Below are 26,247 nucleotides of genomic sequence, written 5' to 3'. Positions count from 1 at the left end.
CCATGGCTGTTACCAAAAATGAGCACGGGCAGACCAATTCAATCAATCAAGTGCGCTACGGCTGTGCCGTCGGAGCCCTGTACAGCGTCGTATCCATTCCGGGCGCCGTTCCCATCGGCCACTGCGGACCGGGCTGCATGGACAAGCAATATACCAGCCTTGCCTTTTACAACGGCTTTCAGGGCAGCGGGTATTCGGGGGGCTCAGTCTCTCCAAGCGTCAATGCCGGTGAGAAAGAAGTGGTCTTCGGCGGCGAGAAGCGCTTGGACGAATTAATTAAATCCACTCTTAAGATCATAGAGGGCGACTTGTTTGTTGTGCTGAACGGGTGCATCGGAGAATTGGTCGGAGATGATGTCGGAGCGGTCGTCAGTAAATATCAGAAGCAGGGAGTCCCCATTGTGTATGCCGAAACCGGCGGCTTTAAGGGCAATAACTTCGTCGGCCATGAGATCATAACTACTGCCATCATTGATCAATACGTTGATAAATATGCGGTTGACAAGGACCACAGGGAACAAGGGCTCATTAATGTCTGGTCGGAACTGCCGTATCAGAATACATTCTGGCGCGGGGACCTGACCGAGCTGAAGCGGATTCTTGAGGGTGCCGGCTTCAAAGTCAATATTTTGTTCGGCGGCAAATCGGGTGGAGTCGAGGAATGGAAGACGATCCCTCATGCCCAGTTTAATCTGGTCGTGTCGCCATGGCTCGGGCTGAAAACGGCCAAGCATCTGGAACAAAAGTACAATCAGCCGTATTTGCACATCCCTGTGTTACCTATCGGTGCGCAGCAAACAGCAGCATTTATTAGACAGGTCGTTGAGTACGCGGGTATTGACCCTGCACCAGCCGAGTCGTTTATCGAGCAGGAAGAGCAAGAATATTATTATTACCTGGAACATTTCAATGATTTCTACTCCGAATATTGGTGGGGGCTGCCGGCAACCTATGCCGTAGTCGGGGACAGCACGTACAATCTGGCCTTAAACAAGTTTCTGGTGAATCAGCTCGGCTTAATTCCAAGGAGACAAATCATCACCGATAATACGCCGGAAAAATATAGAGAAGCCATCGCTCAAGAATATCAAAAGCTCGCTCATGATGTCGCCACCACTGTCGATTTTGTTGAAGATGGCTATATCGTCGGCAAAATATTGAGAGAGACTGATTTTGGGCATAAGCCTCCGATTATTTTTGGAACAACATGGGAAAGAGACACGGCCAAGGCGCTGAAGGGCAACATCGTCGAAGTCGGATTTCCGGCGTCCTATGAAGTGGTTCTGAACAAAAGCTATATCGGATACAGAGGTGCATTACAGCTTCTTGAGAAAATATTCACTACCGCTATAAGCGCCAGCGCATAGCTCTCGTCATGACGCTGCTGATGGAATCAGCCGGGCAAAGCTTGCGGAGTGTTCGATTCTCCCGAAGCCTGCAGGCTCTTCGCTCTATTGCGCTTGCACCACTGCACGTAAGCCGTCGTCGCTTCCTTCGGAGCCTTCCGGAGGAAGCCCGGCTCTGCATTATCATTACCGCGAACCACCCTCTCTCCAACAGTTCCTCCTGACAGTATGACAGATCTCTACAAAGAACGTCATATGATCGAATGCTTTTTCGGGCAAGTGAAGCATTACCGCCGATTGGCGACTCGCTATGACAAATTGGCCTGTATCTTTATGGCTTTTTTGACGCTGGCTTTAATTATGGTGTGGCTCGCTTAGGTTTGCATTCACGCTGCGGGCCAGCAAGCTGTCCCTTGATTCGCCCGAGGATTTTCAGGAAGATAAATTCGGGCGGTCACACCTGCACTGGCTAAGTGGCGAAGCCACCAGGCCCTGGCGGGCCTTAAGCCAGTGAGACGTCGTGAATGCAACAACATTATCAGAAATTCCTGCAAAGCTACTAAAAAAACTATTAATGGATGGGTGATCTCATGGATGTAGTAAAAAGCATTTTAATAGCGAAATTCGAGGAGATACAGAGAAGGATAGTATTAGTTTTAGATCAGTTAAGCGATGAACAGGTCAATTGGCGTCCTAATGAATCTAGTAACAGAGTTAGCAAAGGAATTAATAATAAAGATTACACAAGAAATCGAGATGAAGAATTTGAAGAACTTTATAGGACGAAACAAGAGTTAATTCAAATAACGAATGTATCGTTGCGCGAATTAATTGAAACGACAAAGAGCATGATTGAAGAAACATTTATGAAAACACAATTAGTGAGAGACAGGGAAAGAACGAATTTAGATGTATTGATACAGTGCGCGACACACTTTTCAGAACATATGGGACAGGTGTTTTATATTGGGAAGATGATAAAGGACAGAGAGTATGTAACAACATCAGTACCTAAGAAGAGAATCTAATAAGGATGTCTTTAGTAATTCCAAGAGGGCAAGAACATCCGATAACACCGCATTCCCGCTGCGGACCTATCGGTCTTAATATCAAGTTCCAAATTCCGAGGATTTTCACTCAAAAGTTAAAGATGATCTGAGATACGTTTTTTCAAGGGCTTATCGAGCTTATTTAAGTACTTAACAGATCTATTCGATAATTCAATTTTGAAGGTCATGTAAGATATCCTCTAATTTAATGGTCTTACCTTGAATGAATTCTTCTCGGCCTTCTCTAATTGCTTGAACGTCATCGTCGGTTAAAGGTTCATCATCATAAGGGATATAATAATCGGCAGGATGAATTAACCTTTTTACCAGATCAGCAACAAGAGGAATATCTTTTTCAGAAAGTTTGTCAATTAATTCATTCAGTTCTTTTTTACTAATAGCCATTTGATTCACCCCTTAATAAGAAAATTGACAACAATAACATTTTTCAAACATCATAACACACTTGAGAAGCCGAGGGCATCGCTTCGGCGCTGTGTAATGCTCCCCATTGTCAAGACACGAAGGGACGTTCAGTGTTATAGAATTTCACGTAATTCGTAATGCCTTTTCGCAAATCACGGGGGTTCAAACTCATTTAATAAAGATACACTCGTATTTTAGAGACTTAAAATATCGTTCCGTACGGCTGTTGTCCGTCGCGCGGATACACTGCCTCCAGCCCCATCAGCCTCATCAGGCGGTGTACACGCTTCCGGTTCATAGGGTAGCCTTGATTCTTCAGCGCCCGTGTCATTCGGCGATAACCATAGTAGGGAGGCGCTGAGCGATACATGCTTGTCCGGTTCACCGAAAGCAGCGTAGCTTGCCGTTTAATGGTGATCTTGGGATGATCTCGTTCAACCATGGCCTTACGCTCGGCTAAAGGTTCATTTGCTTGCTTTCGTACTCCCCTCTCATCTTGTCCGCTTCACTTGTCCCTTTCTCGAACACCATGGACGCCCGGCTCAGAAACTCGGCTTTCCACTGGCTAATCATCACGGGACTCATTTCATATTTGGCGGGAATCTCGTTCACCGTCTGCTCTTCCTGTAAGATCTCCAGCACTACCTTCGTTTTAAACTCTGGGTGTATCCGTTCCGTTTTTCCATGGCTTTATTATAACTTATTTATCACGCTCCTATGTCTCAACCTATGGGAGCATTATAGTTGCTTAATGCTACATGATGCTTACATCGAAAGTCATTCTGTAATAAATAACTTATTTATCACGCTCCTGTGTCTCAACCTATGATAGAATTGTGTCGCTTAATACTACATGATATTTACATTGAAAGTCATCCTGTAATAAAATTGTTGAATTTACACGTTAAACTCTGATTGTTATTCGGAGTGATTGACGTATAATGTTGTAATATAACGAAATATACTTAAATATAACGAAACATATTTAAATAATTGTTTATTTAGTGTTTTTGATATAGATAGTTATATTACTATATAAGTAAATTGGCTGATTGGTTATGGACGACGTGAAGGAAAAGGGGACTTTATGAAAAATGACAACTATAAAAAATTGATGCGGTGGATGATTTGCGTTTGGATGATGATTATTTTAATAATCCAGGCAACTGTTCCGGCTTTTGCGGCCTATAATACAAGGCCGCTGAAGATGTATCCGAAATTGGATGAGGTTGAGATTGCAAGCGGACAAAGCAGCAGCTTTGAAATTCACTTGAAGTTTTCAAACAATGTAGGCTTTATTGATGAGACACAGGAAGACCGCTATGATATGACCGGTTATAATGCTAAAAACCTGACAAAGTTTCATATGAAAGAAGCAAAGAGCGGGAAGGAAATTCCTGTTAAAGTGACTCCTCATCCTCAAGCGCTTAAGCATACCGAAGAATCAAAATATCTCTATGTGTATGCGGAAGGATTGGATCCAAAAACCGACTATATTCTGTACATAGATGAGGATTTATACGCCAACATGGGCAACAGCCTTGGATCGCCGTATGAGATTTTATTTAATCTATCTGCTGATCCTCAGGTAATAAAGTGGGGTCCGACAGTACCGCTTCCTATTAATAATGTTACGATTCCTCCTTTGTATATGACAGAGTCGTCCATAAAGAATTCGCAAAAAGGAGTTCCTGTGGACACATCTATAACGCTGACCTTTTCCTTTAATGTTTCCGGACCGGAAATGCTGACGTATAATTCCGAATTGTTTTTCCTATTTGAAGAGGGTACCAAATCAATTCCTATTGAGGTGAAAGCGGGGGAAACGGTCAATGATTTTGTGATTAAGCCTATTCTGCCGCTGAAGGAGGGTACGGAGTACAAGATTGTTGTTGTGAAGGAATTATCGGCGAAAAACGGAAGCACAATGTCAAGCCCGATTAACTTATATTTTAAATCGGTAAAGCCGGGATCGGATGATGATGCGGATCAAGAGGTTGCTGAAAACAACTTCACCTACTTTACAGATATCGCAAACTCATGGGCAAGGGATGAAATAAATGCCTTGGCTGATTTGGGGATAATAAATGGATTTGCTGATGGGACATATCATCCGAATGAATATAATTCTAGAGCTGAAATCGCTGCTATCTTAGTGAGAGCTTTTGACTTGGAGAGTAATACTACAATCTCATTTAATGACACCAAGAACCACTGGGCTGAGAATTACATATCAACTGCTGCTGCAAGCGGTATTGTTAAAGGCATTAATGCAGATAGATTTGCTCCGAACGAAAAGGTTACACGTGAGCAGCTTGTGGTAATGCTGATCCGGGCATCGGGGCTGAATTTGAAAGACAAGAATCCCTCCAAAGACAACAGTAAGGAAAGCAGCGTCACAACAGAAGTGTATCAGGGCAGCAGTGACGGAGCTAAAACACCAGTGCTCCAGGGCAGCAGTGCAGCAACTTTGCTTGACTTCATAGACGAAGCTACTGTATCAGACTGGGCAAAGGATAGTATGGAAATAGCAATTAAAAATGGGATTATTCATGGTTATTCTGATAAAACGTTGGGGCCTCAGGCCAATGTAACCAGAGCAGAAGCATGCAAAATGATCAATACCTTGCTTGGACTTCCATGAGGAAAGGAGTGAATTTGTGGTAATACGTAAAAGCTGGTGGCGGGTAATAGCTGTATTTATTATTTTGTTGACGGCTGCGATTATGTACTGGCCTCTTACCACATTCGCTGACGTTGGTGATGGAAGTGGAGGGGGAGGAGGTCCTGCTGTTCCGCTTTATATGGATTGGTCATATCCCCGTGATGGTGAGACCAATATCAGTATAAATCCAATAATCCAGTGCAAGTTCAGCCATAATGTGGCGCAGTTTGAAGTCCAGAAGCGAAATAAAACGTTGTTTTCTTTAAGAAAAGTGGATGGGACGGATGTTCCAATCAAAGCATTTGCGGCAGATGTTCAAATAGAATTTGATAAACGCCAATACATATATTTATCTCCGATAAATCCGCTTGAAGAAAATACGACGTATTACGTTAATGTGCAAGAAGGAGTACAGGCCAAAAACGGTATGGCCACAGAAAAGGAACAACAATTTAGCTTTGTTACTGGAAGCAAAAATTATTCGGTGCCTTTGCTGATAGACGTTGAAAACAAGGCTTCTGGAGAGGAGCAGGCTGTCGAGAATGTACACAGCACTGATCATTCTGAACATTCAATCCAATCTGAAGATATTACGGATTATAAGCAGATAGAGTCAGAGGCGATGGTTCAGCAGACAGATGCTTCTCAAATGTCGGCTCAAACAGAAGAAGCGCAAAAGGAGACGGAGATAAAACCGCAGACACAGACGCGGATACAGACTACACAGGAAATACAGAGTACACAGGAAAGTGTAAAGGAGGAAGCAGCAGCAGAAGAAGAAGCGCAAAAGGAGATGGAGATAAAACCTCAGGCACAGGCGTTGACACTGAAACAGGCGCAGACGCAGACGCAGACGCAGACGCAGACACAGACGCAGATACAGAGTACAGGAATTACTTCCCGAATATCTTGGATTTTAGTAGCTGTAATACTAATCTTGGCATTTATTCTTTCAACAGTTGTCAGGATAAAATGGGGCGGTTCTCCAAAGTTGCCATGTCTGACTATTACGAAAATAAAGGATCATTATGGCAAGGAACAGTCATTATGAAAACTAGACATCTGATTCTTATTGGAATAATACCATTTCTGCTGTCTGTGGTCAGTCTGTTTTTGGGGCGGTATCATGTTCATCCCAAAGAGGTTTTATTAACGTTTACCCAGTTATTTACCCAGGGCGGAACGAATGTGGGGATACAGAGTGCTACTGTTGTTCTGCAGCTGCGGTTACCCAGAATTATTGCTGCTGCCTTTGTAGGCGCTGGGCTTGCTGTCAGTGGGGCTGCATTTCAGGGGGTTTTTCATAATCCCCTGGTTAACTCCGGTCTCTTGGGAGTTAGCTCTGGTGCGGGTTTTGGAGCAGCACTTGCAATCATTCTTTTTCAAGCCAGTTGGGCGACCTATCCATTTGCTTTTGTTTTTGGATTGATTGCGGTAGCTGCAAGTTACTGGGTTGCGCGTATTTACAAAACAGTACCTACCATTATGCTGGTGCTGGGCGGAACAATCATATCCAGTATTTTCAATGCGCTGGTCTCCTTGTTGAAATTTGTGGCAGATACTGATCGCCAGCTTCCCGCGATTGTGTATTGGCTGATGGGAAGTTTATCTTCCGTAGCTTATAAGGACTTTTGGGCACTGATCCCTATTGGGATGGGGATTCTGATTCTGATCGGGTTCAGTTGGAAGGTTAACGTACTTTCCATGGGTGACAAAGAGGCGCAAACCATGGGCGTCGATGTTATACAAACGAAGGCCATTATTATTGTAGGGGCAACACTTGCCACTGCAGGAGCAGTCTGTATGGCCGGCGTAGTAGGCTGGGTTGGCTTGGTAATTCCCCATATTGGCCGTATGGTAGCCGGAAACGACAACCGCAAACTGATTCCGTTGTCCATTTCACTGGGTGCTGCCTTTATGATCCTGATTGATACGCTCAGCAGGACAATTATAGAATCGGAAATCCCGCTAGGCATACTAACCTCTTTGGTCGGAGCACCGTTTTTTATCTACCTTATCAAGAAAACCAAGGGTGGGGGATGGCGGTAATGACTCTTATAGATATTCGAAATGCCTCATTTGCTTATGAGGAGAAAGAAATCTTTAATAATGTGAATCTTTCGGTTTCTAAAGGAGAGATCTGTTGTCTGATGGGGCCGAATGGATGCGGAAAGAGTACATTGCTTGATTGTATCTTGGGATTTTTAAGATTAAGCCGCGGTGAAATCTTTTTAGGGGGCAGACCGTTTTTATTATACAAAATTGCAGATTTGGCAAGGCAATTCGCATATGTTCCACAGCTGCATACGCGTTCCTTTCCTTATACAGTGGAACAGATTGTACTGATGGGACGGACTACATATGGGAATGGGATTGCCGGTCCGAATAAAAAAGATCGGGAATTAGCTTTTGAGGCTTTAGAGACTGTGGGGATGCTGCATCTGGCAGAGCGGCCTTATACAAAGCTCAGTGGAGGAGAGCTCCAGCTTGTTATTCTTGCACGGGCATTGGTTCAGGAAACTCCGGCTATCATAATGGACGAACCCACAGCACACTTGGACTTCCGCAATGAACTGTTATTTATGGAGACGGTTGCCAAATTGGTGCAACAAAAAAATGTGGGTATTTTGATGGCCACACACTCGCCTAACCAAGCGTTTTATTTTGAAAACAAGGGGCTATCTGTTCAAGTGTCTGTTATGGGGAATCAGACTATTCTTCAAAAAGGAACACCCGACGAAGTGCTTACAGAGGAAACGATCAGACAAGTATACCGGATAGAGGCTAAAAGGGCTGTATATCAAGATGAACAAGGAATCATGCGTCAGATCATACCACGTGGCAGCTTGTGAAAGTGTGAATGAAAAAGGAGCTTTGCCTATGAATACTAGCAAAAGATCAAAAATCTGGCGATTGATGTGCATCATACTTGTTATTTCAATCATTTCTTCACTTACAGCCTGTTACGGTAATACTTCGAGGTTGACTGAGAAACCGAATGGAAGTGTTGTAGCGCGAGAGGGATACAAACTAACCACGGATTGCATAGGGCGGAAAGTAGAAGTTCCAGCCTCTCCGAAGCGAATAGCTGCGCTGGACTCTTTTGCAGGAGAAGCCATGGTGATGATAGGGGCTGGAGATAAAATGATAGCTGCTCCTAACGGAGTCAAGACAGATCTCCTTTTACAAAGAATTTACCCCAATATGCAGAAAGTTGGAGTTCCGATGGCGGGCGCTGCAATCAATGGAGAGTCTCTGATGGCTTTACAACCGGATTTGATTTTCATTAAGGAAGCCATGTATTCAACAGAGGGAGAGAGGGCGAAGCTGGATAAGCTTGGCGTACCCTATCTGGTAGTTGGATATGACAGTATGGAGGAGCAGATTAATGCTTTACATATGATAGGGGAGTCCATTGGGTCAATCGCGGCAGAAAAAGCGGCAGCCATCAATCAATATTATAGGAAAGTTATTGCTCAGGCTAAGGAGATTCAAAAGCAAATATCCGAGAAGGACAGATTCCGCGTTTACCATGCAATTAATGAGATCGTACGTACGGATGGGGCTAAAACACTGGGGAATGACTGGATTTCGTCCGTGGGAGCCATCGACATATCCGCTGGAGGGCAGCTTAAGTTTTATGAGAACGACTACTTTGCCAGCATGGAACAGATCTATCAGTGGGATCCGGATATCATAATCTGCAATGAGGCAGACACGGTGGTCTATTTGATGGAGGATTCAAAATGGCAGGGACTGAGGGCTGTCAAGGAGCATAGGGTTTATAACATTCCCGTAGGCGCAACAAGATGGGGACAGAGAGGCAGCCTGGAAACCTTTTTTGCCATTTTATGGCTGGGAACTACGATTTACCCGGAACAGTACAAAGATGTAGATCTAAAGAAAGAAGTGCTGGATTTCTATAATAATATCCTCGGTTTGAAAATCGATGATCATACTTACGAGCTTATTCTTTCCGGCAACGGGATTCGAAACAAAAGCTCAGGAGAAAAGGAAAAATAGTATGAACTTAAAAAAACACTGCCGCAAGATCTGCTGCAATAGATGCATCCCTGTTTTTTTAATAGTAATGGTGCTGTTCGCTATGAACCCTTATCCCGGGATTGCTAGCGGCGAAGATGCAGGAGGGGCGAAGCTTCTGGTACAGGTTGGAGAGCGCAAAGTGCTGGAAAAAGCTGCGGTGCCTGAGCAGAATGAGAATTTGAATAGGGTCCGCAACCAGTACAGCACAATGACCGCGAATGGGGAACGCAAAACTATATTGGGGGAGGGGATTACACTTTCAGATTATCTGAAAGCTCTGGAAATTAACTTAGAGGAAGTTCGGGATGTATATCTTTATTGGAAAGAAGGGGCTCCTGCTGCATTTACTGCAAAAGAACTGCTGGAAACAACGAGGTATCGTTATACGGATCAATTAAAAACAGAATCGGACACATCGATAGCAGAATCCGGAACAGTGACGGAGCAAACCTATAACCCGACTGTCGGAATCGAAGTTCCACCCATGCTGGCATTGCGGTCAACGGTATTGGATGAGCAGCAGGAGAATGGGGATGCGCTGGATAGCACATCAGGCTTGCGTTTATGCTACGGCCAGCAGAATCCGGATGAAATCAGCAGTGCCATGCTGAAAGGGAATATTCAAAAGATTATTGTCATACTGAAAGATGACAGTACATACGGGCAAAAAAAGGAGCCGGACTTTAAAATCAGCATAAGAGTTGGGACTGATGACATCAAACGTGAGATTCCATACAGCTTTCAACAACTCGAACAATTTGAGAAGGAACGGCAGTACTATACTTCCATAAATGAAAAGGGTAAGCCAGAGACCACATTGGCTGAGGGAGTTCCCATCATAAAGCTGATTGAGTCTGCGGGAGTGGACTTTAATGATGTCATAAATCTTCGTTTTTTCTACGCCGACGGTCTTGATAGCAGTTTTACCAAAACATTCCTCTTTGATCGCAAACGGTATAGTTATCCTGAGTTGGTCAGCGGTAATCTGAGTGATGGAGAAGGGAGAATAATAGACAAAAGTAAGGAATATCAGGAAGTATTGCCGATGCTGGCTCTTCGATACGCAGAGCGGACTGATGAAAATTTGCAGGGTTGGGATACCATCAGCAATAAGGAAGGAATAAAGATATGCTACGGACAGATGAAAATCTCCGACGTAGTTAGTCCGATGTATGGATACAACATCAATCGGATGGAAATTGTTGTAAGACCCAAAATCAATGAAATAGAGCAGGCAAAGACAAAGACTATTGATGATAATGATGTTTTTGGACCGGCTGTTTCTGAAGAAACTGGGGATAAACTGGATGAACTTCCTACGACTCTTACTTTCAACGTTGGTTACTTCGGGCTTGAGTATTTGCCAAGAAAAATATTTTCACTTGAGGAAATAAAGTCACTGCCGAGGGTTACGCAAGCATACACAGCAGTTGATTCGTCTGGAAAGGTAGTGATGGAGACCGCCGTGGGTGTAAGGCTCAAAGACCTTTTGGCAGCTGCGGGTATCGATAGAAATTCTGTAGAAAAGATCACTTTTACTTTTACAGAAAATAGAGAGAAGAAGCGTCTCTCATTTTCAAGGGGGTTTCTTCTGGATACACCGCGGTATTTCTATCCTAACCTTCCGCTCCGGTGGAATGGCTCTGGTCCAACTGCAGGGGCTGCGGTAGATGCGCTGCAGGTTGACACGATCATCGCCTTCCGGGATTTGCAGCAGCAGGGAGCTACAGCACCTGACTTTTACAAGGTGAATGGGTATAACAGGTTCAAGCTGATATTCGGTCAAACCAATACGAGATCTGAAACGGTATCCAAGCATGTCAAATGGATTGACTCGGTTGAAATCCAGTTGCTGGGAAGTCCGCCTGATGAAAAGGGGAACAGCGTTCAAAATGCTTCATTGATTGGGGCAAAAAGTAAGGGAACAACTTCGCAGCAAACACAAAAACCGGAAGGTAAATTAGCATCAGAAGCAACAAAAGCAACAGAAGAAACAGAAGCAACAAAAGAACCAGAAGCGGTAGAAGCAACAGCAGCAACAGAAGCAGCAGGACCATCAGAAGTTTCACAGGAACCCTTACCGAAGTCTTCCAATGCGAAGGGTGTACACATTTATGAAGTGAACGGCATGACGGCGGCTCAAATTCCAATGGCTCGGGATTATAATGCTGCAGTACTGTTCATTGCAATAGGAGGCCTGGTATTTGGGGGGGCTGGAAGTAGATATAAAAAATATAGAGATGAGAGAGGTTAACATGGACGTACAAAATCAGGCTCAGCATATATTTCACACATTTACTCAGGGGCTGATGGTGCCTACCATTGTCATTGTGACTTTCCTAAGTCTGGCGGCTGTGTGGGCTATCGGCAGCATCATTTCGGAAGCTTTAACGGAACGCAGGGGGTTAAAAGAGGATATTCCATTATTGCTGTCATCATTTCATGGAAAAGACAAAGAAGAATTATCATTAATTATTAAAGAGAGTAAATTATTGAAGCGGCAAAAAGCAATTTTATTAGAGTTGATCCAATATAGCAGCCTGACATCAGTAGAGAAGAGGGCCATTGCGAAACGGTTGATTGTGTCTGAGGAAGAACGGTATGAAAGAATTCTGGGATGGACGGATACGATCTCTAAAATCGCCCCCATGTTTGGATTGATGGGTACATTAATACCACTCGGTCCCGGTATTATTGCCTTGGGACAGGGAGATACCATGACTCTTGCCAATGCCTTGTTGGTAGCATTTGACATGACGATAGGCGGCTTGGTTAGTGCGGCAGTATGCTTGGTAATCAGCAAAATCAGAAGGGGATGGTATGACAGTTATTTGGTCTCTATGGAAAGTTTAATGGAATGTATTTTGAAGGAGGAATGATTGGGTCATGAGTAGTCTGAGAGGCGGCAGCGGATTGCGGCATAAAAGAAGCAAAGATAACAGCAGTCCTTTGGAAGGAATGGTCAACATCATTGATGCCATGTTGGTATTAGCCTGCAGCCTTATGCTGTCTGTATTTCTGAATGGTAATGCTTCTTCCGGGCTGGTGGATATGAACGTTGATCTGGGCAAAGAGGTTAGCAATATAGAGTCCGTGCAGAAAAATCTGGATCAGATGATGAATAAAAACGATAAATACCAAAAAATGGGGATGCTGTATAAGGATCCTGTAACAGGAAAGATGTATATGATTTCTGAAACGCCTTAAATTGTATTTATAGGAGAATAGCGATGGTTAGAATCGAGAAAAAAAATACATGTCTGTCTTTCGTGTTTTTAATGATTATGCTGTTTACCATTCTGACTTGTGATATCCCTGCGGTGTATGCAGAGGATGCCGCAGAAAATACGGTGACGGCCAGCTTTACAGGAACCAATACGGTGACGGAATGGGATGTAAACGCTGATGGTTTGACAATAACCATTGCCCTCCCTAATGGCTATCGCTTTTCAGACAATATTACGGACTATAAGAATGCAATCATCGACGGACTGACCTTGGGCGGTTTGTTATTCGACAAAAAGACGAACCAATACAATGTCGTTCCCTATGAAATGTTTGTAGCCAGCGCATTGGATATATACGGTAACTCAGGATATTTCCCGTATATTGATATTTCCAACAGTGTTACGGTTTATGACCGTTTTGTAGGACTGGATCCGGCGGGAGCAAGAAGTACGTCAGCTGTCTCCGATGCATTGAAAGCTGCTTATCCTGGTGTGAAGAAGGGAATCTTGAATGCTTTGAAAGCCGGAGCAACTGTCAGTGTCAACAGGGATGGGAATTTGGTGATCCGATGCACCAAAGAAGCCGCAAACGGCTATTTCTCAACCTTTACTAATTCGGTGTCCGTAGTAAATGGAGGTATCCAAATCGCGAACTGCGATATCCTGCTGTCTGCAGAACTCCCGATAGGTGTAGTTAAGAATGTCAATGAGGTTGTTAAGGTCAATGGCTTTTTCACAATCCAGGAGGTAAAAGTACATACAGAGATATGGGAATATGTGGATAATAGCCGTGCGGGCGAAGACGGTGTATTTTCATTTAACAACCGGATTAATAGTTATGATCGGAATACGACCTCACAGTATCCTTATGACACTACCTATTACGTGAAGCAGGTAGAAGGGAATGTCCTGACCGCGGCAGATATCCGCGAAGGAGGGAAATTGGGACCGGGTGGAACCGGCAGCAAGCTGGTCAAGGTTGTGGTGGATACCCGTGTGGGCCCTACACAGTGGGCAAGCTCCAAGAACATGAGCACCTTCTTTACCAACTTCTTCCGCACCAATAAGGATGCAACCGGGTATGGAGGCAAGAGCGATACTACCTATACACCAGCCGATGATCCGGAATGGCTGAAGGTAGAGGATCAAATCACAAATGGAGGCACAGATAGTGCAAGTCCATATAATGTATGCACGAACAAATATGTAGTCAACTACAGCGGTGACAGCAGAATGGATACGGTAAACCCGGCCAAGATGTGGATATTTTTTGAGCTGCCCCAAACGCCGGACTTTCATATTACATCCGATATGCCGATTTACGTAAACTTGATTGCCGGATTTATCGGCGGTTCCGGTCAGTCAACCACAACAAACGGTCAGCCCATATTGGGGATGGATGGGAGATACCTTTTTACTATAAAGGCGGATAACACAAGAACGGCGGATAACACAAGTGCCAAAACCTTTGATGATCTTGCAAACTACGAATGGGCCAAGAAGCAGATTGAAGCACTTGTATCCAAAGGAATCATTTCAGGTACAGGGGCAACAACCTATTCTCCAGGCGCAAATATTACCAGAGCCGACTTCATCATGATGCTTGTAAAAACACTGGACTTGAAGGCGGATATAGAAGAGAACTTTGAGGATGTAAAGCAGGGGGCCTATTACTATGAAGCGGTTGGCATCGCCAAACAATCAGGAATTGCGACAGGCTCAGGTGACAACAGATTTAATCCAAAAGCGGAGATATCCAGACAGGACATGATGGTTCTGACCGAACGCGCATTAAGGGCTGCAAACAAGATCAAAGGGTCCGCTTCAATAGAAATGTTGGAACAATTCAAGGACAAAGCGCAAGTATCAGGATATGCGGCAAACAGTGTGTCCGCAATGATCGGCGAAGGCTTGGTAACGGGGGCGGGTGGCCGGATTAATCCTCTTGGCAGCACTACCAGGGCGGAAGCTGCGGTCATCCTGTACAGAATCTATACCAAATAAAAGCTATTATTGTAAGTTCCGCTGTTATTCAGCAAACATAAATCATCAAAGGTTATTTGGTAAGAGGGGGCGATCTATGATTGAGGGAAGCAAATAATAATGAAAGAAGCTATCAAACACAAAATTGGTATGAAAGAGGGGAGTAGAAAAAATGAAATCACAGATTAAAGCTTTTACGCGCAAAGTAAGCCTATTCCTTGCACTGGCCATGGTGATCAGCCTTCTATGTGTCGTGCCGGTTAACGCACAAACTACTGTTCATATTGACACCGCCCAAGAACTAGTTGATCTGGCAAACACGATCAACTCACAATCCGTCGGCTCCGGCTCAAGTCCGTCTCTGGGCGACTACTATGTCGAAATTGATGCCGACATTGATATGTCCGGTGTATCCAACTGGCAAGGTATCGGAGTGCCCCAGAGCTGGATCGGCATCACGGGTACCTTTGACGGGAATGGTCATACGATCTCTGGAATTTCGCTCACTAACACACAGTATGTAGGCCCAAAGGGTGGCCTGTTTAATCTGGTCCAGGATATCACCATCAAAGATCTGAAAGTATCCGGCAGCGTGACCTCCAATCGTTTTATAGGTGGTATTGTTGGACGAGCATTAGGCGGCATGACCATACAAAACTGCATTGCCGATATGACCTTGACCCTAAGCAATGGCGCGAGTAATTCCATCGGCGGCCTGGTCGGCCAGTTCGGCTCCGGCCAGACAACCGGCGGCAACACAATTTCTATTACAAACTCCGCTGCGCTGGGGACTTTCACCAGCAACACCTCTAGCAATCCGGTGGGCGGATTGGTCGGCCACATTTACTCCGGTTTTAACGTAACAGTAAGCAACAGCTATGTAGCTGCTTCTCTTAACAACTCGGGAGGAACTACCGGGGCCCTGGTTGCTAACAACGCTTCCACTAGCCTGACTCTAACCAACTGTTGGTATTTGTCCGGCATGAGCAGCAATATCATTGGCACAGACACAGGTAGCACTAATACTGGCAATTGCTATTCTTTTAGTGCAGGGACTCTGACTGCGTCAGCTCTGAATAATGGGGGATCGGCCTGGCAAACGAAAAGTGGCGTCAACGTGTTCAACAGCTACAGCTACCCTGCTTTGAGCTGGCAGTAATTCCAGCAAACATAGCAATGAATCCCCTAAAATGCTTCATTTTTAGGCGGTTTTCAAAATATAGCGCAGCCAAACTGCAATAGTGGGGATAAAAAAGTCATTTAAAACGAAGAACGTTATGGAAAAAAGTAAGCCAAATAAGAAGGATGTGTAAAAATGCAAGTTGCGACAGTAAAATTCAATCAACAGAAGATGATAAGCTACATATTAGTGTTTGTGCTGTTTTTTTGTGCGATATTTATTTCCGTTCCTCAAAAAGCGTTTGCGGCAGATCCTGAACCCGTGGCAAGCTTCACAGGAATCAATGTTGTTTCGGAACGGGACGTCAATAAAGATGGCTTGACCATTAGAATTGCTCCGCCGGAGGGCTATACTTTTGACTCCGTCAATTTGGCAGTCTATAAGGACGACATCATCGACGGCCTCACGTTTTATGGCATGGAGTTTAATAAAACGTTATCCGACTCCAACTACTACACCCAGAAGCCTTGGGATACTTACATTACTTCTGTATTGGATAAATACGGTACCACCTCGGGAGATGAGACGTATTTCCCTTATCTGGACTATGCCAACAAAGTGACCGTTTATGACCGCTTTGTGGGTTTGAATCCTCCCGGCGCTAAAAGCCATGTGATCAATCCAAGCGATGCTTTGAAGGCTCAGTATCCCGGTGTTAAACAGGGCATCATCAATACCTTGAAAGCAGGCGCCACTGTAAACATAGATGCTAACGGAAATCTGGTCATTTACTGCTCCAAGGATGCCGCTGATGGATATTTTGCGAATTTCACAAGTGATCTGCCTGTGGTTGACGGCGGTATAGCGGCAGCTGCCAGCGGCGATATTGCTCTGTCTGGTACGCTTCCGGCAGGCGTGGTTCTTAATTACAGCCAGCCGGTTTCGGTCAATAATTACTTCCTCATCCAGGAAATAAAAGCTCATGTTGAAGTATGGCAGTATGTTGATGCCAGCCATGCAAGCGAACCGGATGTCATTTCGTTTGATCGCAAAGTGGATAATACCGGTACAACATATTATACAGATGCGACTGGGACTGTTGCTGCTAATGGTAAGACAAATACACTTACTTATTATGTAAAGAGAGTCCCAGGAGATGTGCTGACCGAGGATGATATCCGCAACGGAGGAACACTGGGTCCCAACGGCACGGGCAATAAATTGATCAAAATGGTAGTGGACGTGCGTTCCGGTCCTACGCAATGGGCTGAAGGCAAACCGAAACTCTCCATCCTATATAACATGTTCCGCACAAGTAAGATTGCAACCGGTTATGGTTGGAATGACAGCAATACTTATACGCCTGCTGATGATTCGCAGTGGTCCAAGGTTGAGAATAAAATAGTTGCTGCTGCAACAGCAAAAACAGTCGGTACTGATAAATATGCAGTCAACTACAGCGGTGACAGCAGAAGGGATACGGTAGATTCGAAGAAGATGTGGATGTTTTGGGAACTGCCGCAGACGCCCGATTTCGACATTTCTTCCGACATGCCGATATATTTGAATGAAATCGGCGGTTTCTTTGGCGGCTCGGGGCAGATGATCGGCGGCGATACCTTTACAGGTCTGCCATTCAGTGGTATGGACGGCAGATACAGCTTCATCATTAAAACTACAAATCCGGTAATGCCCGCAGCTAATCCCGGAGCAGGGGCAGTAGCCTCTGGCACAGAGGTTACACTCAGCACTCCGACAGTTGGAGCATCGGTTTACTATGCTGTTTACTCAGCAGGAATTGATCCGGCAACTGTGACATTTGGTCTATATGATCAACCCATTGTCATCAACTCTGATACAACCATAAAGGCATATGCGAAAGCATTTGGAGAAGTTAGTGACGTGATGACGGCTGACTATACAATTCTCTCAAATTCTGTTACATCTGTCACAGGAGTAGAGCTTGATCAGCATGCGATAACATTAACCCCAGGAGCAACCGGAACATTAACAGCGACAGTAGCTCCAGCGGATGCAACAAACCAAAATGTAACCTGGACAACCAGTGATTCAACAGTAGCAACAGTAACTTACGGAGTTGTTACAGCAGTAGGAGAAGGAACAGCTAACATAACGGTTAGAACAGCAGACGGAAGCTTCACAGATACTTGTGAAGTAACTGTAAATCCAGCAGCAGTAGGAGTCACAGGAGTAGAGCTTGATCAGCATGCGATAACATTGACCCCAGGAGCAACCGGAACATTAACAGCTACAGTAGCTCCGGCAGGTGCAACAAACAAAAATGTAATCTGGACAACCAGTGATTCAACAGTAGCAACAGTAACTTACGGAGTTGTTACAGCAGTAGGAGCAGGGAAAGCGACCATAACGGTTAGAACAGCAGACGGAAGCTTCACAGATACTTGCGAAGTAACTGTAAATCCAGCAGCAGTAGCAGTCACAGGAGTAGGACTTGATCAGCATGCGATAACGTTGACCGCAGGAGCAACCGGAACATTAACAGCGACAGTAGCTCCAGCGGATGCAACAAACAAAAATGTAACCTGGACAACCAGTGATTCAACTGTAGCAACAGTAACTAACGGAGTTGTTACAGCAGTAGGAGCAGGAACAGCGACCATAACGGTAACAACGGCAGACGGAAGCTTCAAAGATACCTGCCAGGTTACTGTAAATGCTGCGGCAACAAGCGGCAACGGCGGAAGCGGCGGCGGCGGTGGCGGCGGTGGCGGTGGTGGCACTCAGACACCTACCACTACTACGCAGACGCCTACCACCGATTTAGGGCAGGTTATCCAGTCTGGAAACACAGCAACCTTACAGGTAGATGCAAAAAAAGCAGCAGATCTCCTGAAGGACGCTGCACAAAGTGAATTGGTTATCAACCTTTCACAAGTAACAGCAGAACCAGGTCAAAGTAAAGCAGTACAGCTGCCAGCTGAAGTAATAGACCTTGCTAAAGCTGCGAATAAACCAATAGTCATTCAGGACAGTGGGCTGAAAATAGTTATTCCGTCTGAGGTATTGATACAGGGACAGAATATGACCTTCAGCACAACCCAGGTGTCAAGTCAGACAGTTGCATCAGCTCCTGGACATGTTGAAAATAAAGCGGTCTACTCATTCGATGCATGGGCTGGTGAAACGGCAATTCATAACTTTACTAAATCAATTACAATAACCCTTCCAATTCCAGCCGGGGTTACGGAATTGGGAAAATTAGGTGTCTATTACCTCAATGAAACAACCGGGCAATGGGATTACGTGGGAGGAAGAATCGTTGACGGTAAACTGGAATTCAACACAAACCACTTCTCAAAATATATGGTGGCTGAATCCTGGAAGACTTTCGGAGATCTTGCATCCCACTGGGCTAAGTCTGATATCGAAGTCATGGTGGCAAGGAATGTCATAAACGGAACAGGCGCAAATACCTTTGCTCCACAGAACAATATCACCCGTGCAGAATTTGCTGCTTTGCTGTCGAGAGTACTGAAACTGTCTGATGCTGCAGATGAAGGTACATTTAAAGATATAACAGGCAGTGAATGGTACGCAAACGATGTGAAGAAGGCAGCAAAAGCCGGAATAATCCAGGGCTCTAACGGCAACTTCCATCCAGGTGATCCTGTTACCCGCCAGGAAATGGCAGTAATGATCAATAGGGCATACAGCTATGCAGGAGGCAAGATAGGTACACTTACAGATCTAGCCTTCACCGATAAAGGCAGCATTAGCGCGTGGGCCAATGATGCAGTTCAGAGCGTCTACACCCTGGGTATTATCAATGGATACCCGGATGGAAGCTTTGGAGCGCTGGGTCATGCTACCCGTGCCGAAGGTACGGTCATGCTCAAAACATTCATGGACAAGCTGGGGCTATAACAAATAGTAATTGGCTATATAAGAAAACCTCTATCTAGACTTTTGAGAGACCGCGTTCTATTAAAAATAAGGTGAATCCATATTTTGCAGAAGGGCCGATAGGCTCGTCTGCAAAATATTCTTTTTTTTAAATATAAGAATCAGGCGTTTCTTCTTGAAAATTGAAAATCCAGACAGCAGGCTATGCTGTGTAAAGCAGCAGATATCGCTGTTTTTATATAAACTTGAAAAAAATTCGGGCAGAAACCGCTGCCTTTATTTTAAAAATGAAATGGAGTGAAGTAGGTGCAAAAATCTACAGAGAAAAGAAGAATGAGGGGGTATTCCCACTTCACGTTGCTGCTTAGTTTCTTACTCATTTTGACAAGTGTTTTTGGTACAATACCGATGTTTGCAGAAACTTCAAGCTCAAGCAACGAAGCGGCCGCAACCTATGCCGGCGTCAACACTTCTGTTTATGAAGCAACCTATACTGTGACGGCGAGTTTTTCAGGAACAAAAACGGTAACGGAATGGGATGTTAACGGGAGTGGGTTGACGATCACTATTGCGTTAGGCAGTGGATCCAGCTTTGCAGACAATGTTTCGGACTATAAGGATGCCATTATAGACGGGCTGACATTTTACGGGGAGTTGTTCAACAAAACGACGAACCAATACGATGTAATTCCCTTTGATACATTTATAACTAGTGCATTGAATACATATGGCAGCTCTTATTTCCCGTTTCTCCATGTACAAGACGGTGTATCGGTAGACAATGTCACAGTCTATGACCGCTTTGTAGGACTGGACCCCAAGGGAGCAAGCAGTATTGCCTCAGTCACCGATGAATTGAAGAAACAATATCCCGGTGTGAAAAAGGGCATCATTAACGCCCTGAAAGCTGGAGCAACCGTCAGTGTCGACGGAAACGGCAATCTGGTGATCCGGTGCACAAATGATGCAGCTAACGGCTATTTCTCCACCTTTACGAATTCGGTACCTGTAGTGAATGGGGGCATCCAGATTGCTAACGGTGATATCCTGCTGTCTGCCGAGCTTCCTGCGGGCGTGGTCAAAGGTGTAAATGATGTCGTTAATGTGGATGGCTATTTCACAATTCAGGAGGTGAAATTGCATCCGGAGATTTGGGAATATGTCGATGCGAGCCGCGCAAACGAAGCGGGCGTATTTTCCTTTAATAGCCGCATTAATAGTTATGATAAAAATACTTCATCGCTATATCCCTATAGTTCCACCTATTATGTTAAAAAGGTAGAAGGAAATGAACTGACTGAAGAGGACATCCGCGATGGCGGAACAATGGGACCGAACAGCACAGGGAAAAAGCTGATCAAGATCGTGGTTGATACCCGTACGGGTCCAACGCAGTGGGCCAGTGCCAAGAACATGAGTACCTTCTTTACCAATCTCTTCCGTACCAGCAAGGATGCTACCGGCTACAGCGGCGGAAGCTCTACCACATATACGCCTGGGGATGATCCGGAATGGTTGAAGGTGGAGAATCAGATCACGAACGGAGGGCTCGATTCAGCGAATCCCTATAATCTAGGCACCAACAAGTATGTCATCAACTACAGCGGCGACTACAGAATGGATCAAATAAATCCGGCAGCCATGTGGATCTATTATGAACTGCCCAAGACGCCGGACCTCGATATTGCATCCGACATGCCTGTTTATGTTAATATAATTGCCGGGTTGTTTGGCGGTTCCGGACAGTCGACTAACGAAAACGGACAGCCGATATTGGGGATGGATGGGAGATACTCCTTTGCCATTAAAGCAGACGGCCCAAAATCAACGGTAACAACAATCTCATCAAGCAACTACACCGTCAATACGGCGGCGGGAACGATCACCAATGTGCCGTATAATACCTCGAGAGCGACATTTATTGGGAATCTGACCAAGGGGGAAAGCCATCAAACGTGGGACACAGACAATCTGCATGACCCAGTCGTAACAGGGGATACCTTGGTTGTAACTGCCCAGGACGGTACAACAAAAGCTACTTACACCATAACGGTTAATACCGTACCCAGTACTGTAACGACAATCTCTTCAAGCAACTACACCATCAATACGGCGGCGGGAACGATCACCAATGTGCCGTATAATACCTCGAAAGCGACATTTCTCGGGAATCTGACCAAGAGGGAAAGCGATCAGACGTGGGACACGGCAAATGTGCATGACCCGGTAGTAACAGGGGATCAATTGGTCGTAACCGCACAGGACGGCACAACAAAAGCAAATTATACCATAACGGTTAATACCATAGCGGTAAAGAAGAAAGCGCCTGATTTTACTGCAGATGATACTGACAATTATGTCGGAAGGAGAATAGATTTAACGTTTGCCGATGATGCCGCCTATAGGGCAGCGATTACAAGCATCAGTGTGAACGGAACCAATCTGACGGCTGACAGGTATACAATCAGTGAAGGGAAAATCAGTTTGAACGGCGATCTCTTCACCGGTACCAATGACTATACAATTGTGATCAAAGCTCAGAACTATATGGATGTGACAGTAGTTCAGAGTATCAAGCTTGCAACGGCAACGGCCAGTTTTTCAGGAACACAAACGGTAACGGAATGGGATGTTAACGGGAATGGGTTGACGATCACTATTGCGTTAAGCAGTGGATCCAGCTTTGTAGACAATGTCTCAGCGTATAAAGATGCCATTATTGACGGTTTGATATTCAATGGTGTGAAGTTCGCTAAATCGAAAAACGAATACGATGTGGTTTCTTATGATACGTTTATAACTAGTGTATTGAATGCGTACAGTAGTGCGTATTTTCCATATGTTGACAAAACCAATAACATTACGGCATATGACCGCTTTGTAGGACTGGACCCCAAGGGAGCAAGCAGTATTGCCTCAGTCACCGATGAATTGAAGAAACAATATCCCGGTGTGAAAAAGGGTATCATTAACGCCCTGAAAGCTGGAGCAACCGTCAGTGTCGACAGTAACGGCAATCTGGTGATCCGGTGCACAAATGATGCAGCTAACGGCTATTTCTCCACCTTTACGAATTCGGTACCTGTAGTGAATGGGGGCATCCAGATTGCTAACGGTGATATCCTGCTGTCTGCCGAGCTTCCTGCGGGCGTGGTCAAAGGTGTAAATGATGTCGTTAATGTGGATGGCTATTTCACAATTCAGGAGGTGAAATTGCATCCGGAGATTTGGGAATATGTCGATGCGAGCCGCGCAAACGAAGCGGGCGTATTTTCCTTTAATAGCCGCATTAATAGTTATGATAAAAATACTTCATCGCTGTATCCCTATAGTTCCACCTATTATGTTAAAAAGGTAGAAGGAAATGAACTGACTGAAGAGGACATCCGCGATGGCGGAACAATGGGACCGAACAGCACAGGGAAAAAGCTGATCAAGATCGTGGTTGATACCCGTACGGGTCCAACGCAGTGGGCCAGTGCCAAGAACATGAGTACCTTCTTTACCAATCTCTTCCGTACCAGCAAGGATGCTACTGGCTACAGCGGCGGAAGCTCTACCACATATACGCCTGGGGATGATCCGGAATGGTTGAAGGTGGAGAATCAGATCACGAACGGAGGGCTCGATTCAGCGAATCCCTATAATCTATGCACCAACAAATATGTCATCAACTACAGCGGCGACTACAGAATGGATACTGTTGATCCGGCAGCCATGTGGATCTATTATGAACTGCCCAAGACGCCGGACCTCGATATTGCATCCGACATGCCTGTTTATGTTAATATAATTGCCGGGTTGTTTGGCGGTTCCGGACAGTCGACTAACGAAAACGGACAGCCGATATTGGGGATGGATGGGAGATACTCCTTCATCATCCAGTCAGCGAGTCTAAGTTCAATAGCAAAAATCACATCGGATACATATACCGTCAGTACTACAAGTCCGACAAGCGGAACCATAAAAAATGTACCTGAGGACACATCAAAAGAGAAATTCCTTAGTCTTCTTGCCAAGGGGGAAAGCCATCAAACCTGGGACACAGGTAATGTGCATGACCCTGTAGCCACAGGGGATACCCTTGTTGTGACTGCCCAGAATCGGAAAACAAAAATGACCTATACGATCACTGTCGGCGCCGATTCGGGGAAGGCTGGAATAATTACGGCTGAAATACAGATTCTCGATAAAGACTCAGGAATAGCAACTGCAGCAGTAGATTTGGAATCAATCACTGCCGAATTCTCAAAAGTTCAGAGCAGCTTAGATGGATCAAAGACAGTCCTTGTGGTCATTCCGAAGGTAGAAGGGATAAAGGCCTATTTGATTACTCTTCCAGCCAGCGTTTTAACACAAAATACTTCTGAAAAGAAGGTAAAACTGAAAACAGAGTTTGCGACAGTCACCTTACCGGGTAACATGCTGGATAAAGCTCAAGGAGCGAATGCAAAGGACGTAACGTTAAGTGTTTCCAAAGCAAATGTTTCAACGCTTACGAAAGAAGCCAGAACATACATAGGCGATAAGCCTGTTATTGATCTGGAACTGGTAGTGGATGGAAAATCAACTGTCTGGAGCAACAATAACGCCCCGGTTACCATTGCAGTGGAGTATACTCCGACTGCACAGGAATTGAATGATCCGGAGCATATTACCGTATTCTACATCGACGGGTCAGGAAGCTTAATCCCTGTACCGAGTGCGAAATATGATGCGGCAACAGGCATGGTCGTATTCAGCACCACCCATTTCAGCAAATATGCAGTTGTATCGGTATATAACACCTTCCGCGATATAAAAAATTATGGATGGGCGAAAAAGCAGATAGAAGTGCTCTCATCAAAAGGCATCATCTCAGGTACAGGGGCAGAAATCTACTCACCGGCAGCAAACATTACAAGGGCTGATTTTATGATGCTGCTTGTCAAGACACTTGGACTTACAGCAGATGTGAACGGCAACTTTGGGGATGTGAAAGAGGGAGATTATTACTATAATGCAGTAGGTATTGCTAAAAAACTTGGTATAGCTACTGGATCAGGCAATAATTTGTTTAACCCTAAAGCTGCAATATCAAGGCAGGATATGATGGTACTTACAGAAAAAGCCCTGAGAATGGTGAAGAAAATAAGTGCAACAGGTTCTTCCTCTGATCTGGACAAATACAGTGATAAATCAGTGATTTCAGGGTATGCAGCAAATAGCATTGCAGCTCTGGTTAAGGAAGGTTTAATTGTTGGATCCAAAAGTGGAATTAATCCTGCAGGAAATACAACAAGAGCTGAAGCTGCAGTGTTCCTTTATAGGATTTATAACAAATAAGGTAGTACTTGCTTTATCAGAAATAGGAGAGAAGACCCCTATCTCTGCAGGCAGGGGATGAATCGACTTCGGACAAGGGAGGGCCTTGGGCCCTCTGAATTGTCCGACATCTTCAAGTCCCCTAAGCTCCGGCTTGTGCCCCTCCTCGATTGCTTTAGCCTTCCATGCTTTCCTTTCGTTTCCCTCTCACCTGGAAGCAACTTTTTTCCTGGAAACTTCAATTCAGAAGTCACTGGCATCAGGTAACACCCTATTCAGGGGCTACCGCCCCTTGGTTGTCAGAAGTATAATCATGGAAGAAGCTCAGACAACAAACGCCCCAGCCTAAGATAAGAGCTATCTAAGGCTGGGGCGTTTCGTGAATACCAGAAGGTTAGAGGAAATGGCTGCAAACACTATAAACCAATGGGGGTAAATTCATGGGAGTCGAATGGTACGACGTTATCGCCAGAAGAAATGGCGGATATAAGAGTAATGCTCTATTTACGGTAGAGGGGATTTCAGCAGAAGAGATTTTCGAAACGATTAATTGGTATGCTACCTAATTATAAATCGGTCTTAGATGCCGGTTGTGGGCATGGAGAATTTACCGTAAAGATGTCAAGATATACAGAATCATTGGTAGGTTTCGATAATTCTATTGAACTGATGAACATCGCCAACTCATTACTTAAAGAAAGTAAAGTGAGCAATCTAAAGTTTATTTATGCTACAACCAAAACACAGTTACCCTTTCAAGACGAGCAATTTGACTTAATTTATGACAGAAGAGGGCCAACCTCAATATTAAACCATAGTAGAATACTCCAAACTGGGGGAACTGTATTTGGCATTCATTCAGGTTCATTAGAGAAAGAAAAAAGAACGATTAGAAAGTAATGGATTTACCAACATTGAAATCGAAGAATTTAGTAGTGCGATTTATTATTTCCCTGATGAGAATGAATTTGCTAAGTTCATCACAGGAATACCGGGAAATCCTGATTATACTTCCCCTAAATTAAAAAAAGAGTTAAGCAATAAGATTCAAGAGAATACAATAAACGAAAAACTATGCATGAAAGAATATCGGTATATATGGAAGGCAATTAAGAAATGATTTGTTGGGATTCTCGTAGAAGGCAGTCACATCCTCTAACAACGCATTCCCGCAGCGACCCTGAAGTCTCCTTGGTCG

The 26,247-nt window shown here is 44.7% G+C and carries 20 protein-coding genes and 1 pseudogene; 17 read left to right on the top strand and 4 right to left on the bottom strand.

What is annotated here, in order from left to right:
- Window positions 1–2 precede the first annotated feature (2 nt).
- A complete protein-coding gene (locus tag PUR_RS21125) occupies window positions 3–1,367 on the top strand; it encodes a nitrogenase component 1 (protein WP_179036945.1) in 1,365 nt (454 codons plus the stop codon).
- Window positions 1,368–1,393: 26 nt separating this feature from the next.
- Here the strand turns inward: PUR_RS21125 and PUR_RS21120 are convergent, their stop codons facing one another.
- The gene (locus PUR_RS21120; RefSeq protein ID WP_179036944.1) at window positions 1,394–1,546 is read right to left on the bottom strand and encodes a hypothetical protein; all 153 of its coding nucleotides are present in this window, start codon (window positions 1,544–1,546) and stop codon (window positions 1,394–1,396) included.
- Window positions 1,547–1,562: 16 nt separating this feature from the next.
- Here PUR_RS21120 and PUR_RS21115 point away from each other — a divergent pair.
- Both PUR_RS21115 and PUR_RS21110 read left to right on the top strand, forming a co-directional pair.
- Window positions 1,563–1,724: pseudogene (locus tag PUR_RS21115) on the top strand (transposase); the annotation flags it as partial.
- A gap of 212 nt (window positions 1,725–1,936) precedes the next feature.
- Window positions 1,937–2,374: a DUF1572 family protein gene (locus PUR_RS21110; protein WP_179036942.1), complete on the top strand. Its 438-nt coding sequence runs from the start codon at window positions 1,937–1,939 to the stop codon at window positions 2,372–2,374.
- Window positions 2,375–2,566: 192 nt separating this feature from the next.
- Here the strand turns inward: PUR_RS21110 and PUR_RS21105 are convergent, their stop codons facing one another.
- The 3 genes from PUR_RS21105 to PUR_RS26665 form a co-directional block, all read right to left on the bottom strand.
- Window positions 2,567–2,800, bottom strand: a complete 234-nt coding sequence (locus tag PUR_RS21105; protein WP_179036941.1) for a hypothetical protein — start codon at window positions 2,798–2,800, stop codon at window positions 2,567–2,569.
- 223 nt (window positions 2,801–3,023) lie between these two features.
- Complete coding sequence (locus tag PUR_RS26670; protein WP_179036940.1) at window positions 3,024–3,263, bottom strand: IS3 family transposase; 240 nt, start codon at window positions 3,261–3,263, stop codon at window positions 3,024–3,026.
- A 14-nt stretch (window positions 3,264–3,277) separates the two neighbouring features.
- Complete coding sequence (locus PUR_RS26665) at window positions 3,278–3,433, bottom strand: hypothetical protein (RefSeq protein ID WP_442953736.1); 156 nt, start codon at window positions 3,431–3,433, stop codon at window positions 3,278–3,280.
- Window positions 3,434–3,908: 475 nt separating this feature from the next.
- On the opposite strand from PUR_RS26665, the gene PUR_RS21090 reads away from it, so the two are divergent.
- The 14 genes from PUR_RS21090 (at window position 3,909) to PUR_RS26150 (ending at window position 25,949) form a co-directional block, all read left to right on the top strand.
- A complete protein-coding gene (locus PUR_RS21090) occupies window positions 3,909–5,465 on the top strand; it encodes an S-layer homology domain-containing protein (RefSeq protein WP_179036938.1) in 1,557 nt (518 codons plus the stop codon).
- Between the two features lie 16 nt (window positions 5,466–5,481).
- Window positions 5,482–6,537 (top strand): Ig-like domain-containing domain, encoded by a 1,056-nt coding sequence (locus tag PUR_RS21085; RefSeq protein ID WP_179036937.1) that lies wholly within the window; start codon window positions 5,482–5,484, stop codon window positions 6,535–6,537.
- On the top strand, window positions 6,534–7,535 hold the full coding sequence (locus PUR_RS21080) for a FecCD family ABC transporter permease (RefSeq protein WP_179036936.1): 1,002 nt from the start codon (window positions 6,534–6,536) through the stop codon (window positions 7,533–7,535). The genes PUR_RS21085 and PUR_RS21080 overlap by 4 nt, the downstream gene beginning before the upstream one ends.
- Entirely contained in the window at window positions 7,535–8,338 is an 804-nt protein-coding gene (locus PUR_RS21075; RefSeq protein WP_179036935.1) for an ABC transporter ATP-binding protein, read from the top strand. The genes PUR_RS21080 and PUR_RS21075 overlap by 1 nt, the downstream gene beginning before the upstream one ends.
- A 28-nt stretch (window positions 8,339–8,366) precedes the next feature.
- Window positions 8,367–9,509 carry an ABC transporter substrate-binding protein gene (locus tag PUR_RS21070; protein ID WP_179036934.1) on the top strand — a complete coding sequence of 381 codons (1,143 nt, stop codon included), beginning with the start codon at window positions 8,367–8,369 and terminating at the stop codon, window positions 9,507–9,509.
- A 1-nt stretch (window position 9,510) separates the two neighbouring features.
- Window positions 9,511–11,784, top strand: a complete 2,274-nt coding sequence (locus PUR_RS21065; protein WP_179036933.1) for a molybdopterin-binding protein — start codon at window positions 9,511–9,513, stop codon at window positions 11,782–11,784.
- Complete coding sequence (locus PUR_RS21060) at window positions 11,735–12,409, top strand: MotA/TolQ/ExbB proton channel family protein (protein WP_197970107.1); 675 nt, start codon at window positions 11,735–11,737, stop codon at window positions 12,407–12,409. Before PUR_RS21065 ends, PUR_RS21060 begins: the two co-directional genes overlap by 50 nt.
- A gap of 7 nt (window positions 12,410–12,416) precedes the next feature.
- On the top strand, window positions 12,417–12,737 hold the full coding sequence (locus PUR_RS21055; protein WP_179036932.1) for a hypothetical protein: 321 nt from the start codon (window positions 12,417–12,419) through the stop codon (window positions 12,735–12,737).
- A gap of 23 nt (window positions 12,738–12,760) precedes the next feature.
- Complete coding sequence (locus PUR_RS21050) at window positions 12,761–14,761, top strand: S-layer homology domain-containing protein (RefSeq protein ID WP_179036931.1); 2,001 nt, start codon at window positions 12,761–12,763, stop codon at window positions 14,759–14,761.
- A 151-nt stretch (window positions 14,762–14,912) separates the two neighbouring features.
- Window positions 14,913–15,899 carry a hypothetical protein gene (locus PUR_RS21045; protein WP_179036930.1) on the top strand — a complete coding sequence of 329 codons (987 nt, stop codon included), beginning with the start codon at window positions 14,913–14,915 and terminating at the stop codon, window positions 15,897–15,899.
- Between the two features lie 156 nt (window positions 15,900–16,055).
- Window positions 16,056–19,766 (top strand): S-layer homology domain-containing protein, encoded by a 3,711-nt coding sequence (locus PUR_RS21040; protein WP_179036929.1) that lies wholly within the window; start codon window positions 16,056–16,058, stop codon window positions 19,764–19,766.
- A 285-nt stretch (window positions 19,767–20,051) separates the two neighbouring features.
- Window positions 20,052–25,070 (top strand): S-layer homology domain-containing protein, encoded by a 5,019-nt coding sequence (locus PUR_RS21035; RefSeq protein WP_179036928.1) that lies wholly within the window; start codon window positions 20,052–20,054, stop codon window positions 25,068–25,070.
- Between the two features lie 419 nt (window positions 25,071–25,489).
- Window positions 25,490–25,615, top strand: a complete 126-nt coding sequence (locus tag PUR_RS26325) for a hypothetical protein (protein ID WP_269474680.1) — start codon at window positions 25,490–25,492, stop codon at window positions 25,613–25,615.
- The gene (locus PUR_RS26150; protein ID WP_232101594.1) at window positions 25,605–25,949 is read left to right on the top strand and encodes a class I SAM-dependent methyltransferase; all 345 of its coding nucleotides are present in this window, start codon (window positions 25,605–25,607) and stop codon (window positions 25,947–25,949) included. Before PUR_RS26325 ends, PUR_RS26150 begins: the two co-directional genes overlap by 11 nt.
- The last annotated feature ends 298 nt before the right edge of the window (window positions 25,950–26,247 follow it).

The sequence above is a fragment of the Paenibacillus sp. URB8-2 genome (genome assembly GCF_013393385.1).
GTDB lineage: Bacteria > Bacillota > Bacilli > Paenibacillales > Paenibacillaceae > Paenibacillus_AQ.
The sequence above is the reverse complement of the archived record's forward strand: the minus strand, read 5'-3'. Positions and strand labels throughout refer to the sequence as shown.

Bases quoted from the DNA above. Each gene is read 5' to 3' on its own strand.
- PUR_RS21045 (WP_179036930.1), top strand. From the start codon at position 14,913: ATGAAATCACAGATTAAAGCTTTTACGCGCAAAGTAAGCCTATTCCTT.
- PUR_RS26150 (WP_232101594.1), top strand. From the start codon at position 25,605: ATGCTACCTAATTATAAATCGGTCTTAGATGCCGGTTGTGGGCATGGA.
- PUR_RS21090 (WP_179036938.1), top strand. From the start codon at position 3,909: ATGAAAAATGACAACTATAAAAAATTGATGCGGTGGATGATTTGCGTT.
- PUR_RS21055 (WP_179036932.1), top strand. From the start codon at position 12,417: ATGAGTAGTCTGAGAGGCGGCAGCGGATTGCGGCATAAAAGAAGCAAA.
- PUR_RS21070 (WP_179036934.1), top strand. From the start codon at position 8,367: ATGAATACTAGCAAAAGATCAAAAATCTGGCGATTGATGTGCATCATA.
- PUR_RS26670 (WP_179036940.1), bottom strand. From the start codon at position 3,263: ATGGTTGAACGAGATCATCCCAAGATCACCATTAAACGGCAAGCTACG.
- PUR_RS26325 (WP_269474680.1), top strand. From the start codon at position 25,490: ATGGGAGTCGAATGGTACGACGTTATCGCCAGAAGAAATGGCGGATAT.
- PUR_RS21065 (WP_179036933.1), top strand. From the start codon at position 9,511: ATGAACTTAAAAAAACACTGCCGCAAGATCTGCTGCAATAGATGCATC.
- PUR_RS21075 (WP_179036935.1), top strand. From the start codon at position 7,535: ATGACTCTTATAGATATTCGAAATGCCTCATTTGCTTATGAGGAGAAA.
- PUR_RS21125 (WP_179036945.1), top strand. From the start codon at position 3: ATGGCTGTTACCAAAAATGAGCACGGGCAGACCAATTCAATCAATCAA.
- PUR_RS21105 (WP_179036941.1), bottom strand. From the start codon at position 2,800: ATGGCTATTAGTAAAAAAGAACTGAATGAATTAATTGACAAACTTTCT.
- PUR_RS21050 (WP_179036931.1), top strand. From the start codon at position 12,761: ATGGTTAGAATCGAGAAAAAAAATACATGTCTGTCTTTCGTGTTTTTA.
- PUR_RS21080 (WP_179036936.1), top strand. From the start codon at position 6,534: ATGAAAACTAGACATCTGATTCTTATTGGAATAATACCATTTCTGCTG.
- PUR_RS21110 (WP_179036942.1), top strand. From the start codon at position 1,937: ATGGATGTAGTAAAAAGCATTTTAATAGCGAAATTCGAGGAGATACAG.
- PUR_RS21040 (WP_179036929.1), top strand. From the start codon at position 16,056: ATGCAAGTTGCGACAGTAAAATTCAATCAACAGAAGATGATAAGCTAC.